This is a genomic window from Rhodococcus sp. NPDC059179, assembly GCF_042754885.1.
Taxonomy (GTDB): Bacteria; Actinomycetota; Actinomycetes; order Mycobacteriales; family Mycobacteriaceae; genus Rhodococcus_G.
The window spans coordinates 67327-83908 of record NZ_JBHZBV010000002.1 but is presented as its reverse complement, the minus strand read 5'-3'; the positions used below and the strand labels follow the sequence as shown (position 1 = coordinate 83908).

The window sequence follows — 16582 nt, the reverse complement described above, 5'->3', positions numbered from 1 at the left end:
CCGGTTGACCCAGCTGTAAGAAGACCGAAACATGCAGGCAACACGCTTCTCACGACGCAGCGGCGGCGCGTAGACACCGATCGCCAGTAGCATCGGGGCTGTGACCGAGGCGACACCGGACCCCGACCGACCTGTCGCGTTGCGCGTGCTCGTCTACAGCAACAACGCGAACGCCCGCGCCCAGGTCATGCGCGCGCTGGGCACGCGGCCCCATCCGGACCTGCCGGAGTTGGAGTACGTCGAGGTGGCGACCGGACCCGTCGTGATCGCACACATGGACGCAGGCAGAATCGACCTGGCCATCCTGGACGGAGAGGCGACACCCGTCGGCGGGATGGGAATCGCCAAACAGTTGAAGGACGAGATCCGCCGGTGCCCGCCGATCCTGGTGCTGACCGGCAGGCCCGACGACGCCTGGCTGGCCAACTGGTCCCGCGCGGAGGCCTCGGTGCCGCAGCCGATCGACCCGATCCGCCTGGCCGACGCCGTCATCGCGCTGCTGCACACCTCCCAATAGCGCCGCCGACACCGCGCCGGGACACGCCCACGAACCGCCGAGCGCTGACTCCTCAGACCGGTAGGGTGAGACGCAGCTCACATCGGCCTGAGTCGGCATGACAGGCTCGCAGAGGCCGTAGTGATCGCGCGGGAAGTGCTTCGGATCTGAGGAGCGTGACATGGGCGGAGGCGAGCTGACGGACCATGAATGTCTATGTGCCGATCCTCGTACTGGGAGCGATTGCAACAGGATTCGCGATCTTCTCCGTGATCGTCGCGTCGCTCGTCGGACCGAAGCGGTACAACCGCGCCAAGCTCGAGGCGTACGAGTGTGGCATCGACCTGATGCAGCAGCCTGCGGGCGCGGCCCCCGGCCAGCGCATCCCCGTGAAGTACTACCTCACGGCGATGCTGTTCATCATCTTCGACATCGAGATCGTGTTCCTCTATCCGTGGGCCGTGCACTTCGACGCACTCGGACTCTTCGGTCTCGCCGCGATGGCGCTGTTCATCTTCAACGTTGCCGTGGCCTACGTATACGAGTGGCGGCGCGGCGGTCTCAGCTGGGACTGAGCCCCCGTTCATGCAGTGCCGGAAGCGATCTGAACCGAAATCCGAACTGAGAAGAGTGGCGCGATGGGTCTCGAGGAGAAACTGCCGAGCGGCTTCCTGCTGAGCACGGTCGAGGGGCTGGCCGGCTTCGCCCGCAAGGGCTCCCTCTGGCCTGCGAGCTTCGGGCTCGCCTGCTGCGCGATCGAGATGATGGCCACCACGTCCGGGCGCTACGACCTCGCTCGGTTCGGGATGGAGGCGTTCCGTGCCTCGCCGCGCCAGGCGGACCTCATGATCGTCGCCGGTCGGGTCAGCCAGAAGATGGCCCCGGTGCTCCGGCAAATCTACGACCAGATGGTCGAACCGAAGTGGGTGCTGGCGATGGGCGTGTGCGCATCCTCCGGCGGCATGTTCAACAACTACGCCATCGTGCAGGGCGTCGACCACGTCGTCCCGGTCGACATCTACCTGCCCGGTTGCCCGCCGCGGCCGGAGATGCTGCTGAACGCGATCATCACGCTGCACGAGAAGATCCAGCAGATGCCGCTGGGCGCCAACCGCGAGGAGGCGGTCCGGGCCGCCGAGCAGGCCGCCCTGGCGTCGACCCCCACGTTCGAACTCGGCTCACCCGGAGGTCTGCTCCGGTGACGCGCGGCGAGAGCGAGCGCGACGACGCCTCCCGGCGGGTCGACGCGGAGGCCACCGCGGGCCCGGAGGGCGCGGTGCCGCCGGGGCAGCAGGAGGACGCCGAACTGATCGGCACGCGTCGAGGGATGTTCGGGGTCCGCGGCACCGGCGACACCTCCGGGTACGGGCGGCTGATCCGGCCGGTGATGGCGCGCGGCAGCGCTTCCCGCCCGTACGGCGGCTACTTCGACGAGGTCGCGGACGCGCTGGAAGCCGCCCTCACGGTGCCCTTCCAGGAGGCGATCGAGAAGGTCGTCGTCTTCCGGGGCGAGCTGACCTTCCATGTTCGGCGGGAACATCTGCCGCTGGTCGCCCGGACCCTGCGCGACGAACCCGACCTTCGGTTCGAGCTGTGCCTCGGCGTCAACGGCGTGCACTATCCGCAGGACATCGGCCGGGAACTGCACGCGGTCTATCCGCTCCTGTCGATCACCCTTGGCCGCCGGATCCGCCTCGAGGTGACGGCGGCCGATGCCGACCCGCACATCCCGTCGCTGTACGGGGTGTACCCGACCAACGACTGGCACGAACGGGAGACCTACGACTTCTTCGGCATCGTGTTCGACGGCCACCCGTCCCTGACCCGCATCGAGATGCCCGACGACTGGCACGGCCATCCGCAGCGGAAGGACTACCCGCTCGGCGGCATCCCCGTCGAGTACAAGGGCGCGCAGGTGCCGCCGCCGGACGAGCGGAGGGCATACAACTGATGAACGAGACCGATCAGATCGTCACCGTCACGGGCCAGGACTGGGACGACGTCGTGACCACCACGGGAGCTGAAAGCCCCGAGCGCATCATCGTCAACATGGGCCCCCAGCACCCGTCCACGCACGGCGTTCTCCGGCTCATCCTCGAGATCGAGGGAGAGACGGTCACCGAGGCCCGCTGCGGGATCGGCTACCTGCACACCGGGATCGAGAAGAACCTCGAGTACCGCAACTGGACCCAGGGCGTCACCTTCGTCACCCGGATGGACTACCTGTCACCGTTCTTCAACGAGACCGCGTATTGCCTCGGCGTCGAGCGGCTTCTCGACATCACCGAGCAGGTCCCGGAGCGGGCCAACGTCATCCGGGTCATGCTGATGGAACTCAACCGGATCTCCTCCCACCTGGTGGCGCTGGCCACCGGCGGCATGGAGCTGGGCGCGATCACCCCGATGCTCTTCGGGTTCCGCGAGCGCGAGCTGATCCTCGACGTCTTCGAGACGATCACCGGCCTCCGGATGAACCACGCCTACATCCGACCGGGCGGCCTCGTCCGTGACCTACCGCCCGGCGCGGCCGGGAAGGTTCGCGAACTGCTCGAGATCATGCCGAAACGGCTGCGGGACATCGAGATGCTGCTCACCGACAACGCCATCTGGAAGGCGCGCACCAAGGGCATCGGCTATCTCGATCTGACCGGATGCATGGCGCTCGGCATCACCGGCCCGGTCCTGCGGTCCACGGGCCTGCCCCACGATCTGCGCAAGAGCGAACCGTACTGCGGATACGAGAACTACGAGTTCGACGTCATCACCGACACCGGCTGCGACTGCTACGGGCGCTACCGGATCCGCGTCGACGAGATGACGGAGTCCCTGAAGATCGTCGAGCAGTGCCTCGACCGACTCCGGCCGGGCCCCGTCATGGTCGCGGACGAGAAGATCGCCTGGCCTGCCGATCTCGCCCTCGGCAGCGACGGGCTGGGCAACTCCCCCGATCACATCCGCAAGATCATGGACACGTCCATGGAGTCGCTGATCCACCATTTCAAGCTCGTCACCGAGGGGCTACGGGTTCCACCGGGACAGGTCTACGTGGCAGTCGAATCCCCGCGGGGCGAGCTGGGCGTGCACATGGTCAGCGACGGCGGCACCCGCCCGTTCCGGGTGCACTACCGGGATCCGTCGTTCACCAACCTTCAGGCGGTGGCGGCCATGTGCGAGGGCGGAATGGTCTCCGACGTCATCGCCTCGGTCGCCAGCATCGATCCGGTCATGGGCGGAGCTGATCGCTGATGTTGCAGGGACGAGACGACGAGCGTGCGAACAACATCGCGGTGAGCGGGCCACCGGGCGGAACCGGGCCGGTCTTCATCGAACTCGGGCCGCGGCCGGACGAGAAGGGGCAGTTGGTGCGGCCGGGTGCCCGCGCCGCCTATCCGGCCGACGTCCACGCGCGGTTGGCGGCGGACGCGACGGAGATCATCGCGCGCTACGGCAATACAGCCGCGGAGCCGGAGGCACGCTCGGCACTGCTGCCGCTGCTGCACCTGGTCCAGGCCGAGGACGGCTACATCACCCCGGCCGGAATCGAGTTCTGCGCAACGCGACTCGGCCTCACCGGGGCCGAGGTCACCGCGGTCGCCACCTTCTACTCCATGTACCGCCGCAACCCGACCGGAGACTTCCACGTCGGGGTCTGCACCAACACCCTGTGCGCGATCATGGGCGGTGACGCGATCGCGACCGCGCTCGAGGAGCATCTCGGCATCCGTAACGGCGAGACCACGGGCGACGACAAGATCACGCTCGAGCGGATCGAGTGCAACGCGGCGTGCGACTTCGCCCCGGTCGTGATGGTCAACTGGGAGTTCTTCGACGGCCAGACCCCGGAGTCGGCCAAGACGATCGTCGACGGCCTGCGCGCGGGCGACCAGGTCACCCCGACCAGGGGCGCCCCGCTGTGCACCTTCCGTGAGACCGCCCGCATCCTCGCCGGCTTCCCCGATGCGCGGCCAGGCGCACTGGATGCGGGTAGTGGCGCGGGCGACGCCACCGTGGCCGGTCTGCGGATCGCCCGTGAGTTGGGGATGGAGGCGCCTGCCGACCCTCCGCCACCCGCGCCCGCCGCCTCGCCCGACGAGACGGACCAGCCGTTGTCCGGCGCGGCGCCGGACGCCGACGCCTCGCCCACGTCGCTGACCCCGGTCCTGAGCCGGTACTGGGACGACCCCCGGTCCTGGACGTTGGACACCTACCGCCGCCACGACGGCTATCGGGCGCTGAACAAGGCCCTGCGGATGGATCCGGATGCCGTGATCGCGACCGTCAAGGACTCCGGTCTGCGCGGGCGTGGGGGTGCCGGTTTCCCGACCGGCACGAAATGGGGGTTCATACCGCAGGGTTCGGGCAGCGGCGGCAAGCCGCACTACCTGGTCGTCAACGCGGACGAGTCCGAACCGGGCACCTGCAAGGACATGCCGCTCATCATGGCAACGCCGCACGCCCTGATCGAGGGGGTGATCATCGCGGCGTACGCCATCCGCTCGAGCCGCGCCTTCATCTACCTGCGCGGCGAGGTCGTTCCGGTGCTGCGCCGACTGCAGGCCGCGGCGGCCGAGGCCTACGAGGCGGGGTACCTGGGCCGGGACATTCTCGGCTCCGGCTACGACCTGGACCTGGTGGTGCACGCGGGTGCCGGCGCGTACATCTGCGGCGAGGAGACGGCGCTGCTCGATTCGCTGGAGGGCCGTCGCGGCCAGCCCCGGCTACGACCGCCGTTCCCGGCGGTGGCGGGCCTGTACGCGAGCCCGACCGTCGTCAATAATGTCGAGTCGATCGCGAGCGTGCCGCCGATCATCCTGCGCGGGCCGCAGTGGTTCAGGTCGATGGGGAGCACGGAATCCCCCGGCTTCACCCTCTACTCACTGTCCGGCCACGTCGCCCGGCCAGGACAGTACGAGGCACCGCTGGGCATCACCCTGCGCGAACTGCTGGACTACTCGGGCGGCGTCCGCGCCGGGCACCGGCTCAAGTTCTGGACCCCGGGAGGATCGTCCACCCCCATCTTCACCGAGGCCCACCTGGACGTTCCGCTGGACTACGAGCACGTCGCGGCCGCGGGTTCGATGCTCGGCACCAAGGCCCTGCAGGTCTTCGACGAGACCACCTGCGTGGTCCGGGCGGTGTTGCGCTGGACCGAGTTCTACGCGCACGAGTCCTGCGGCAAGTGCACCCCCTGCCGGGAGGGCACCTATTGGCTGGTGCAGATCCTCGAGCGCCTGGAGGCCGGCGACGGTGTTGTTTCGAGCGACCCGCAAGCGATCGCTACGGCCGAAGAGGACTTGGAGAAGCTGCTCGACATCTCCGACAGCATCCTCGGGAAGTCGTTCTGCGCGCTCGGCGACGGCGCGGCCAGCCCGATCATGTCCTCCATCAAGCACTTTCGCGACGAGTACCTGGCGCACTTCGAGCACGGCGGCTGCCCGTTCGAGCCGGAACTGTCTGCTCTCAATCAGGGGGGACGCATCTGATGACGGTGAACGCGAGCAACGACGCGACGGAACCGTCGGCACCCGAGGACCTGGTCTCCGCCACCATCGACGGCGCCCCGGTCGCGGTCCCCAAGGGCACGTTGGTGATCCGCGCCGCCGAGATGGCCGGAATCCAGATCCCCCGGTTCTGCGACCACCCGCTGCTCGACCCGGTCGGCGCCTGTCGTCAGTGCCTGGTCGAGGTGGACGGCCAGCGCAAGCCGCTGGCCTCGTGCACCACCACCGTGACGGACGGCATGGCGGTCCACACCCAGCTGACCTCGCCCGTCGCGGACAAGGCGCAGCGGGGCGTGATGGAGCTGCTGCTGATCAACCATCCGCTGGACTGCCCGGTCTGCGACAAGGGCGGCGAGTGCCCGCTGCAGAACCAGGCCATGTCCAACGGCCGGACCGAATCGCGTTTCGGCGGGGTCAAACGCACCTTCCCCAAACCGATTCCGCTGTCCTCCGAGGTCCTGCTCGACCGGGAGCGATGCGTTCTCTGCGCGCGGTGCACCCGCTTCTCCCAGCAGATCGCGGGCGACCCGTTCATCGAGTTGCTTGAGCGGGGCGCGCTGCAGCAGGTCGGCATCTACGCCAAGGAACCGTTCGAGTCCTACTTCTCCGGCAACACCGTGCAGATCTGCCCGGTCGGCGCACTCACCGGCGCCGCCTACCGGTTCCGCGCCCGACCGTTCGATCTGGTGTCGAGCCCCAGCGCCTGCGAGCACTGCGCCAGTGGGTGCGACCTGCGCACCGACCATCGGCGCGGCACCGTGTTGCGCCGGATGGCGGGCGACGACCCGGCGGTGAACGAGGAATGGAACTGCGACAAGGGCAGGTGGGCGTTCACCTACGCGACCGCGCCCGACCGCATCACCACGCCGATGGTCCGCGCCGACGACGGCACGCTGCGGCCCGCCTCCTGGCCCGAGGCGCTGGCGGCGGCGGCGCGCGGGCTCACCGCAGCACCGGGTGGGAGTGGGGTGTTGGTCGGTGGCCGGGCCACCCTGGAGGACGCCTACGCCTACGCGAAGTTCGCGCGGGTCGTGCTCGGCACCAACGACATCGATTTCCGCAGCAGGCCGCACTCCGCCGAAGAGGCCGACTTCCTGGCCGCCCGGGTGGCCGGTTCCAATCTCACCCTGTCGTATCGCGACCTGGAGAACGCGTCGACGGTACTGCTCGTCGGGTTCGAGCCCGAGGAGGAGTCGCCGATCGTCTACCTGCGACTACGGAAGGCTGCGCGACGCGGCACCCTCGAGGTGCAGTCGATCGCGCCGTTTGCCAGCCGCGGCCTGCAGAAGATGTCGGGTCGGCTGCTGCGGACCGCGCCTGGCGGCGAGCCTGCTGCGCTCGACTCGCTGACCGGGTCGGAGCTGCTGCGTCGGCCGGGCGCGGTGATCATGGTCGGTGAGCGGCTGGCGGCGGTTCCCGGCGCGCTGTCCGCCGCGATCCGGCTGGCCGATCAGACCGGGGCGCGGCTGGTGTGGGTGCCACGTCGGGCGGGCGACCGGGGCGCGCTGGAGGCGGGCGCCCTCCCGCACCTGCTGCCCGGCGGCCGACCGGTCACCGACGCCGCGGCCCGTGGCCAGGTCGCGTCCGCTTGGGGCGTCACGGATCTGCCGACCGCGCGGGGCCGGGACGCCGCGGAGATCCTCGCGGCCGCGCAGGCGGGGCAGCTCGGGGCGCTGGTGATCGGCGGGGTGGAGCCGGCCGACATGGCCGACCCGCAGGCCGCCCTGTCCGCCATCGAGGCGGCCGGGTTCGTGGTCAGCCTGGAGCTTCGCCGCAGCGAGGTCACCGACCGCGCCGACGTGGTGTTCCCCGTCGCCTCGGTGGCGGAGAAGCCCGGCACCTTCCTCAACTGGGAGGGGCGGCCCCGCGTGTTCGAGGCCGCGTTGTCCGGCGCCGGCGCCATGCCCGACCAGCGGGTGCTGGACGCCATCGCCGACCGGATGGGCGTGCGGCTCGACCTTCCCGACGCCGCGGCCGCGCGCGCGGAGCTGGATCGGCTCGGCCCATGGGAGGGAGAGCCTTCCGCCTCGCCGGACGTCGTGCCCGCGGTGCCCGCGCTGCCGGGCCCCGGCGAGGCGGTCCTGGCTGGCTGGCGAATGCTGTTGGACTCCGGGCGGATGCAGGACGGGGAGCCGCACCTGGCTGGCACCGCCCGCACGCCGGTGGTGCGGCTGTCCGCCACCTCGGCGGCCGTGATCGCCGCGAGCGACGGAGATCTGGTGACCGTCAGCACCGACCGGGGGGCGATCACCCTGCCGCTGGCGATCACCGACCTGCCGGACCGGGTGGTGTGGCTGCCGCTGAACTCGCCCGGGTCCGCGGTATTCCGACAGCTCGCGACCCTCCCCGGTGGTCTCGTCCGCATCCACTCCGCGGCAACCGAAGCGGGGCGATAATGGGCACCGGCGCCACATACGCCGCTAGCGACTGCTTGCAGGTCGCTCGAAATTACACAGACCTGTCGGCATTCGGGCACGACCCGTGGTGGCTGGTCCTGGGCAAGGCCCTGGCCGTCTTCGTCTTCCTCGTGCTGACCCCGCTGCTGGCGATCCTCGCCGAACGCAAGGTGTTGGCCTGGATGCAGATGCGGGTCGGGCCCAACCGGGTCGGGCCGAAGGGAACGCTGCAGAGCCTGGCCGACGGCATCAAGCTGGCGCTCAAGGAGGGCATCGTCCCGAGCGGCGTCGACCGGCCGGTCTACCTGCTGGCGCCGATCATCGCGGTGGTGCCGGCGTTCATGGCCTTCGCAGTGATCCCGTTCGGGCCGGAGGTGTCGATCCTCGGCACCCGCACGCCCCTGCAACTCACCGACCTGCCGGTCGCCGTCCTGTACATCCTCGCGGTCACCTCGGTCGGCGTGTACGGCATCGTGCTCGCCGGGTGGGCGTCGGGCTCGACCTATCCCCTGCTGGGCGGGCTGCGCTCGACGGCACAGGTCATTTCGTACGAGGTGGCGATGGGATTGTCGTTCGCCGCCGTCTTCCTGTGGGCGGGCACGATGGCCACCTCGGGCATCGTCGCCGCGCAGGAAGGAACCTGGTACGTCTTCCTGCTGCTGCCCTCGTTCCTCATCTACGTGACGTCGATGGTCGGCGAGACCAACCGCGCGCCTTTCGACCTGCCCGAGGCCGAGGGCGAGCTGGTCGGCGGCTTCCACACCGAGTACTCCTCGCTCCGGTTCGCCATGTTCATGCTCGCGGAGTACATCAACATGGCCACCGTCTCGGCGCTCGCCACCACGCTGTTCCTCGGCGGCTGGCACGCGCCGTGGCCGCTGAACATGTGGGACGGCGCGAACTCCGGATGGCTCCCCGTGCTGTGGTTCACGGCAAAGGTCTGGGGCTTCCTGTTCGTCTTCATCTGGCTGCGCGGGACGCTGCCTCGGCTGCGCTACGACCAGTTCATGAACCTCGGCTGGAAGATCCTGATCCCGGCCGCGCTGCTGTGGGTCATGGTGGTCGCCGCGATGCGGGCCCTGCGGAACGAGGGGTACGGCTCGCTGCCCGTCTTCCTCTGCGGCGCCGGAGTGGTCGTCGGACTCGTCGCGATCACGATGCTGTGGCGCCGCCTCCGGTCCGCGCCGGAGCCTACCGCCGAGAGCGCGGCGACGTCGCCCGCCCACGAGCCGTTCGACCCCATGGCAGGCGGTTTCCCGATCCCGCCGCTCCCAGGACAGACCTTGCCCGCGTTCCGCCGTACCCCGGTATCCACGGGCACCACCACCAAGGAGGGCGACGATGGTTGAGTTCCTAGGCCCCCTAGCGGGATTCGGCGTCACGTTCCGAACGATGTTCGAGAAACCCAACACCGAGTTCTATCCCGAGCAGAAGGTGCCGACCGCGCCGGGTTTTCACGGCAGGCATCAGCTCAACCGCTACCCGGACGGCCTGGAGAAGTGCATAGGGTGCGAACTGTGCGCCTGGGCCTGCCCGGCCGACGCCATCTATGTCGAGGGCGCGGACAACACCGAATCCGAACGGTATTCGCCCGGTGAGCGATACGGCCGCGTGTACCAGATCAACTACCTGCGGTGCATCGGGTGCGGGCTGTGCATCGAGGCGTGTCCGACGCGGGCGCTGACCATGACCGACGACTACGAGATGGTCGACGACAACAGGGCCGGCCTGATCTACGACAAGGACCGCCTCCTGGCGCCGCTCGAGCCGGGGATGGCGGAGCCGCCGCACCCGATGCGGCCGGGGAGCACGGACAGCGACTACTACCGCGGCACCCTCCCCGAAGTGACAGGCGCGGAGCCGGCGGAGCGCCCCGAAAACACCAGCGCGGAAGGAGACCGGCAACCGTGAACGCGATCTCCTCCGCGGCCCAGCTCGCCGCCGAGCCCCTCACCCGAACGTCCACGGGAGAGGCGGTCCAATTCTGGGTCCTCGCCGCGGTCGCGGTGCTCGGAGCCTTGGGAGTGGTGTGCGCGACCAAGGCCGTCTACTCCGCGATCTTCCTCGCCCTGACCATGATCATTCTCGCGGTCTTCTACATCGCGCAGGACGCCCTCTTCCTCGGTGTCGTGCAGATCGTCGTCTACACCGGCGCGGTGATGATGCTGTTCCTGTTCGTCCTCATGCTGATCGGCGTCGACTCCTCCGACTCGCTGGTGGAAACGCTGCGCGGTCAGCGGATCGCCGCCGTCGCGGCGGGGATCGGATTCGGGGTGCTGCTCATCGCAGGCATCGGCAACGCCACCGTCCGGTTGGGCGGCGGCGCGGCCGATCAGGCGGCGCCTCCGGCCGGAAACGTCGAGGCCCTCGCCGAACTCATTTTCATCCGCTACGTGTGGGCCTTCGAACTCACCGGCGCACTCCTGATCACCGCGACCATCGGTGCGATGGTGCTGGCGCACCGCGAGCGGTTCGGGCCGCGCATGGATCAGCGCGAACTCTCGCGTGAGCGGGTCCGTCGATGGAGCGAGGGCGATGTCGGCGGCGATCGGGTCACCCCGTTGCCGAGTCCCGGCGTCTACGCCCGCAGCAACGCGGTCGACATGCCGGCGCTGCTGCCGGACGGGTCGTTCGCCCCGTCGTCGGTCAGTCGCATTCTCCGGCAACGAGATGCCGCGGTACCCGAAGCGGAGACATCCGGAGAGGAGGGCACACGGTGAACCCCGAGAACTACCTGTACCTGTCCGCCCTGCTGTTCACGATCGGTGCGGCAGGCGTCCTCGTCCGCCGCAACGCCATCGTGGTGTTCATGTGCATCGAACTGATGCTCAACGCGGGCAACCTCACGTTCGTCACGTTTGCCCGGATGCACCAGAACCTCGACGGCCAGGTCTTCGCGTTCTTCACGATGGTGGTCGCCGCCGCGGAAGTCGTTGTCGGCCTGGCGATCATCATGTCCATCTTCCGCACCCGGCGTTCGGCCTCGGTCGACGCCGCCAACCTCCTGAGGTATTGACGTGACCGGGGGGATCTGGCTGCTGCCCGCCCTGCCGCTGCTCGGCGCCGCCGTGCTGCTCCTCGGCGGCAGGCGAACCGACGCATGGGGACACCTGCTCGCCTGTGCGACCGCGCTGGCGTCGTTCGCGGTCGGCGTCACCTACTTCGTCGACATGCTTGGTCGCGTCACCGCCGACCGGTCGGTGACGCAGGACCTCTTCAGCTGGGTGCCAGCCGCCGGCCTGCAGGTGGACTTCGGCCTTCAGCTCGACCAGCTGTCGATCTGCTTCGTGCTGCTGATCACCGGGGTGGGCTCGCTGATCCACATCTACTCGGTCGGGTACATGGCGAATGATCCCGAGCGGCGACGTTTCTTCGCGTACCTCAACCTGTTCCTCGCCGCGATGCTGCTCCTGGTGCTGGCCGACAACTACCTCGGCCTGTACGTCGGCTGGGAGGGCGTCGGACTCGCCTCGTACCTGCTGATCGGCTTCTGGCAGTTCAAGCCGTCGGCCGCCGCAGCGGCCAAGAAGGCATTCATCGTCAACCGCGTCGGCGACATGGGACTGGTCGTCGCGATCATGATCATGTTCGCGACCTTCGGGTCGATCGGTTTCGGTGACGTCTTCGCCGCGGCGCCGGGCGCGAGCGAGACCGCGCTGACGGCGATCGGGCTGGCGCTGCTGCTCGCCGCCTGCGGCAAGTCCGCCCAGGTGCCGCTGCAGTCCTGGCTCGGCGACGCGATGGAGGGCCCGACGCCGGTGTCGGCGCTGATCCACGCCGCCACCATGGTCACCGCGGGCGTCTACCTGATCGTCCGGTCCAACGCGATCTTCGATCTGGCGCCGGGCGCCCAGCTTGCCGTCGTGGCGGTCGGCGCGGTCACCCTGCTGTTCGGCGCGATCATCGGCTGCGCCAAGGACGACATCAAGAAGGCTTTGGCCGCGTCGACGATGAGTCAGATCGGCTACATGGTGCTCGCCGCGGGCCTCGGCCCCGCGGGATACGCGTTCGCGATCATGCACCTGCTGACCCACGGCTTCTTCAAGGCGGGGCTGTTCCTCGGCGCCGGGTCGGTGATGCACGGTATGAACGACGAGACCGACATGCGTCGCTACGGCGGGCTGCGGGTGGTCATGCCGATCACGTTCGTCACGTTCGGGCTGGGTTATCTGGCCATCCTCGGCATCCCCCCGTTCGCCGGCTACTTCTCCAAGGACAAGATCATCGAGGCGGCGTTCGGCGCAGGCGGCGCCGAAGGAATCATTCTCGGCTCGGCCGCGCTGCTCGGGGCCGGCATCACCGCGTTCTACATGACCCGGGTGATGCTGATGACCTTCTTCGGCCAACGCCGCTGGCAGGAAGAGGTCAAACCGCACGAGTCGCCGGGCGTGATGACCTGGCCGATGATCCTGATCGCCATCGGTTCGGTGGCCTCCGGCGCTGTCCTGGCCTTCGGTGGGGCGCTGCAGCATTGGCTGGAGCCGGTGGTCGGGTCCCACCATCCCGATCTCGCCGTCCCCGTGTGGGTGATCACCGCGACCACGCTGGTGGTGGTGCTCGCCGGTGTCGCGGTGGCGTACCGGCAGTACGCCGGTCAGGCGATCCCCGAGGTCGCGCCCGCCGCGGTCTCCCCACTCACCGTCGCGGCCCGCGCGGACCTGTACGGCGACGCAGTCAACGAGGCGGTGTTCATGCGTCCTGGCCAATATCTGACGCGGTGGCTCGGGTTCTTCGACAGCAGGGGCGTCGACGGTGTCGTGGGCGGGCTGGCCGCGGCGATCGGCGGCGCGTCGGCACGTTTCCGACGGCTGCAGACCGGGTTCGTCCGGACCTACGCCCTCTACATGTTCGCGGGCGCGGGCGCGGTAGCCGCGACGATGGTGCTGGTGGGTCTGCGATGAGCCTCCCCTGGTTGACCGCGATCTGGGTGGCACCACTGATCGGCGCCGCCGCCGTCCTGACCCTGCCCGCGCACAAGCACCGGCTCGCACGGTCTTTCGCGCTCGGCACCGCGCTCGTGGTGCTCGCCCTGGCCGTCGCGGTGGCGATCGGTTTCGACCCGGGGGGCGCGCAGTACCAGTACGTCGAGTCGCACGCCTGGATCCCCGACTTCGGGACCCGGTACACGCTGGGGCTGGACGGCATCGCGCTGGTGATGGTGCTGCTGACGGCCGTGCTCGTACCGCTGCTCCTGTTGGCCGGCTGGAACGACGTGTCGGAGCCGGAGCCAACCGGGCGACGCCGGATCCACATCTACGTGGCGCTGATCCTGGTGGTCGAGTCGATGGTGATGGTCTCGTTCACCGCCCTCGACGTCCTGCTGTTCTACGTCTTCTTCGAGGCGATGCTGATCCCGATGTACTTCCTCATCGGCGGCTTCGGCGGCCCGGGCAGATCCCGTGCGGCGGTGAAGTTCCTGCTGTACAACCTCTTCGGCGGCCTGATCATGCTGGCCGCGGTCATCGGGCTGTACGTGGTGACGGTGCGCGCGGGCAGCCCGTTCCCGGGCGGGACCTTCGACTTCCGCGAAATCGTCGCGGCCGCCTCCACCGACGGGCTCGGCGTCGATGCGGGCGTCCTGAATTCGCTGTTCCTCGGCTTCATGTTCGCCTTCGCGGTCAAGGCGCCGCTGTGGCCCTTCCACACCTGGCTGCCGGGTGCCGCCACCGCAGCGACGCCAACCACCGCGGTGCTCATGATGGCGATCGTCGACAAGGTCGGTACCTTCGCCATGCTGCGGTACTGCCTGCAACTGTTCCCCGAGTCCTCGGCGTACTTCGCGCCGCTGATCGTCACGCTGGCAGTGATCGGCGTCGTCTACGGTGCGCTACTGGCAATCGGCCAGACCGACCTGATGCGCCTGATCGCCTACACGTCGATCTCGCACTTCGGGTTCATCATTCTCGGCATCTTCGCGATGACCAGTCAGGGGCAGGCCGGCTCGGCGCTCTACATGGTCAACCACGGCATCTCGACCGCGGCGCTGTTCCTGGTGGCGGGATTCCTGGTCTCCCGCCGCGGCACCAGGGTCATCGCCGCGTACGGCGGCGTACAGAAGGTCGCCCCGGTGATGGCGGGCACCTTCCTCGTCGCGGGCCTGGCCACCCTGTCGCTGCCAGGGCTGGCGCCGTTCGTGAGCGAGTTCCTGGTCCTGGTCGGCACTTTCACCCGGTATCCGGTCGCCGCGGTGATCGCGACCAGCGCGCTCGTCCTCGCCGCCATCTACGTGCTGTGGCTCTACCAACGCGTGATGACCGGCCCGGTGACGAAGGGCAACGAACGCATCCGCGACCTGGTACCCCGCGAGGTCGCGGTCGTGGCGCCGCTGATCGCCGCGCTCATCGTCCTCGGCTTCTACCCGAAACCCGTCCTCGACATCGTCAACCCCGCGGTGAGTCAGATCATGACCACCATCGATCAGCATGATCCCGCACCGACCGGCCCGCACGTCACCGGCTACGTCGCCGATCAGGACAACCACGGAGGTGCGCCCAGATGAGGTCTCACGAAGCCGTCGCCCAGGCCGTGGCGTTGCCCGCGCCGGACATCGAGTACGGCCGGCTCGCGCCGATGCTGATCGTGTTCGGGGTGGCCGTCGTGGCGGTGATCGTCGAGGCGTTCGCGCCCAGTCGAGGTCGCCTGACGAGCCAGCTCGCGCTCAGCCTCGGCGGCCTCGGCGCGGCGTTCGTCGCGGTGGTGCTGCTACGCGCCGATCACGGCACCGCCGTCATGGGCGCGGTCGTCGTCGACGGCCCCACCCTTTTCCTGCAGGGCACCATCCTGCTGGTCTCGATCCTCGCGGTGCTGCTGATCGCCGAGCGCAGCGTGCTCCGGGCAGGCGCCGAGGGTTCGCCTGCCTCAGCCGGGACGCGCCATGGCGTCGGGGGCATCGACGCGTTCGCCCCGCAGGCGTCCGCGGTCCCCGGCGGCGTCGCCGAATTGGAGGCCACCAGGGCGGGCGTGACGCAGACCGAGGTCTTCCCCCTGGCGCTGTTCGCGGTCGGCGGGATGCTGCTCTTCCCCGCGGCGGGCGACCTGCTCACCATGTTCGTGGCGCTCGAGGTGCTCTCACTGCCCCTCTACCTGCTCTGCGGGCTCGCCCGGCACCGCCGTCTGGTCTCCCAGGAGGCGGCGCTGAAGTACTTCCTGCTCGGCGCGTTCTCGTCGGCCTTCTTCCTGTACGGCGTGGCGCTGCTGTACGGCTACGCGGGCACGGTGCGCCTGGCGGGCATCGCCGACGCGATCGCGGCCGGCGGCGCTGCAGGCGAGGAGCGCCCGGTGCTGGCGCTGCTCGGCACCGGGCTGCTGACGGTCGGCCTGCTGTTCAAAGTCGGTGCGGTGCCGTTCCATTCGTGGGTACCCGATGTCTACCAGGGCGCCCCCACCCCGATCACCGCCTTCATGGCGGCGGCCACGAAGGTCGCCGCGTTCGGCGCGATGCTGCGGATCTTCTTTGTCGCCCTGCCCGAACTGCGCGCGGACTGGCGGCCGGTGCTCTGGGGAATCGCGATCGCCACCATGCTGATCGGGGCGGTGCTGGCGGTCACCCAGACCGACGTCAAACGCATGCTCGCGTACTCGGCCGTCGCGCACACCGGCTTCATCCTCACCGGCCTGATCGCCGGGACCGACGTGGGACTCTCCGCCACGATGTTCTACCTGCTCGCGTACGGATTCAGCACCCTCGGCGCCTTCGCCTGCGTGGGTTTGGTCCGCAAGACCGCTAGCGACTGCTTGCAGGTCGCTCGAAACAGCACAGCGGGCGAGGCCACGGACATGGCCAGTTGGGCAGGCCTCGGGCGGCGCTCGCCGCTGCTCGCCGCGGTCTTCGCCGTGTTCCTGCTGTCCTTCGCCGGAATCCCGTTGACCAGTGGGTTCATCGGGAAGTTCGCGGTGTTCCGGGCCGCGGCCGAGGGCGGGGCCGTCCCGCTGGTCATCGTCGGCGTGGTCAGCAGCGCGATCGCGGCGTTCTTCTACGTGCGCGTGATCGTGCTGATGTATTTCTCGGCGGCACCCACCAGTGCACCGACGATCGTGATGCCCGGCACCGCGACCGCCGCCGCGATCTGCCTGTGCGCCGTCGTGACGGTGATGCTCGGGATCCTCCCGCAGCCCGTGCTCGATCTGGCGGACCGGGCGGCGGAGTTCCTCCGCTGACCTGCGACCGCCGCCGCTCCGCGGCCCGGTCA

14 protein-coding genes are annotated in these 16582 nt (G+C 69.2%); all 14 read left to right on the top strand.

What is annotated here, in order from left to right:
- The first annotated feature begins 100 nt into the window (after nucleotides 1-100).
- The 14 genes from ACFXMV_RS05460 (at nucleotide 101) to nuoN (ending at nucleotide 16550) form a co-directional block, all read left to right on the top strand.
- The gene (locus ACFXMV_RS05460) at nucleotides 101-517 is read left to right on the top strand and encodes a hypothetical protein (protein ID WP_378500449.1); all 417 of its coding nucleotides are present in this window, start codon (nucleotides 101-103) and stop codon (nucleotides 515-517) included.
- Between the two features lie 185 nt (nucleotides 518-702).
- Nucleotides 703-1071, top strand: coding sequence for an NADH-quinone oxidoreductase subunit A (locus ACFXMV_RS05455; protein ID WP_378500450.1), 369 nt, complete (start codon nucleotides 703-705; stop codon nucleotides 1069-1071).
- A 63-nt stretch (nucleotides 1072-1134) separates the two neighbouring features.
- Complete coding sequence (locus ACFXMV_RS05450) at nucleotides 1135-1698, top strand: NuoB/complex I 20 kDa subunit family protein (RefSeq protein ID WP_378500451.1); 564 nt, start codon at nucleotides 1135-1137, stop codon at nucleotides 1696-1698.
- Nucleotides 1695-2447 carry an NADH-quinone oxidoreductase subunit C gene (locus tag ACFXMV_RS05445; protein WP_378500452.1) on the top strand — a complete coding sequence of 251 codons (753 nt, stop codon included), beginning with the start codon at nucleotides 1695-1697 and terminating at the stop codon, nucleotides 2445-2447. The genes ACFXMV_RS05450 and ACFXMV_RS05445 overlap by 4 nt, the downstream gene beginning before the upstream one ends.
- Nucleotides 2447-3742, top strand: a complete 1296-nt coding sequence (gene nuoD, locus ACFXMV_RS05440; RefSeq protein WP_378500453.1) for an NADH dehydrogenase (quinone) subunit D — start codon at nucleotides 2447-2449, stop codon at nucleotides 3740-3742. Before ACFXMV_RS05445 ends, nuoD begins: the two co-directional genes overlap by 1 nt.
- Nucleotides 3742-5979, top strand: coding sequence for an NADH-quinone oxidoreductase subunit NuoF (gene nuoF, locus ACFXMV_RS05435; protein WP_378500454.1), 2238 nt, complete (start codon nucleotides 3742-3744; stop codon nucleotides 5977-5979). The genes nuoD and nuoF overlap by 1 nt, the downstream gene beginning before the upstream one ends.
- A complete protein-coding gene (locus ACFXMV_RS05430) occupies nucleotides 5979-8393 on the top strand; it encodes an NADH-quinone oxidoreductase subunit G (protein WP_378503160.1) in 2415 nt (804 codons plus the stop codon). Before nuoF ends, ACFXMV_RS05430 begins: the two co-directional genes overlap by 1 nt.
- Nucleotides 8393-9742, top strand: coding sequence for an NADH-quinone oxidoreductase subunit NuoH (gene nuoH / locus ACFXMV_RS05425; RefSeq protein WP_378500777.1), 1350 nt, complete (start codon nucleotides 8393-8395; stop codon nucleotides 9740-9742). Before ACFXMV_RS05430 ends, nuoH begins: the two co-directional genes overlap by 1 nt.
- Nucleotides 9735-10304: an NADH-quinone oxidoreductase subunit NuoI gene (nuoI, locus tag ACFXMV_RS05420; RefSeq protein WP_378500778.1), complete on the top strand. Its 570-nt coding sequence runs from the start codon at nucleotides 9735-9737 to the stop codon at nucleotides 10302-10304. Before nuoH ends, nuoI begins: the two co-directional genes overlap by 8 nt.
- 5 nt (nucleotides 10305-10309) lie before the next feature.
- Nucleotides 10310-11113 carry an NADH-quinone oxidoreductase subunit J gene (locus ACFXMV_RS05415; protein ID WP_378500781.1) on the top strand — a complete coding sequence of 268 codons (804 nt, stop codon included), beginning with the start codon at nucleotides 10310-10312 and terminating at the stop codon, nucleotides 11111-11113.
- Nucleotides 11110-11409 (top strand): NADH-quinone oxidoreductase subunit NuoK, encoded by a 300-nt coding sequence (nuoK, locus tag ACFXMV_RS05410; RefSeq protein ID WP_378500779.1) that lies wholly within the window; start codon nucleotides 11110-11112, stop codon nucleotides 11407-11409. Before ACFXMV_RS05415 ends, nuoK begins: the two co-directional genes overlap by 4 nt.
- Before the next feature lies 1 nt (nucleotide 11410).
- Nucleotides 11411-13294: an NADH-quinone oxidoreductase subunit L gene (nuoL, locus tag ACFXMV_RS05405; RefSeq protein ID WP_378500780.1), complete on the top strand. Its 1884-nt coding sequence runs from the start codon at nucleotides 11411-11413 to the stop codon at nucleotides 13292-13294.
- Nucleotides 13291-14892: an NADH-quinone oxidoreductase subunit M gene (locus tag ACFXMV_RS05400; RefSeq protein ID WP_378503161.1), complete on the top strand. Its 1602-nt coding sequence runs from the start codon at nucleotides 13291-13293 to the stop codon at nucleotides 14890-14892. The genes nuoL and ACFXMV_RS05400 overlap by 4 nt, the downstream gene beginning before the upstream one ends.
- Nucleotides 14889-16550, top strand: a complete 1662-nt coding sequence (gene nuoN, locus ACFXMV_RS05395) for an NADH-quinone oxidoreductase subunit NuoN (protein ID WP_378501338.1) — start codon at nucleotides 14889-14891, stop codon at nucleotides 16548-16550. The genes ACFXMV_RS05400 and nuoN overlap by 4 nt, the downstream gene beginning before the upstream one ends.
- Nucleotides 16551-16582: the final 32 nt, after the last annotated feature.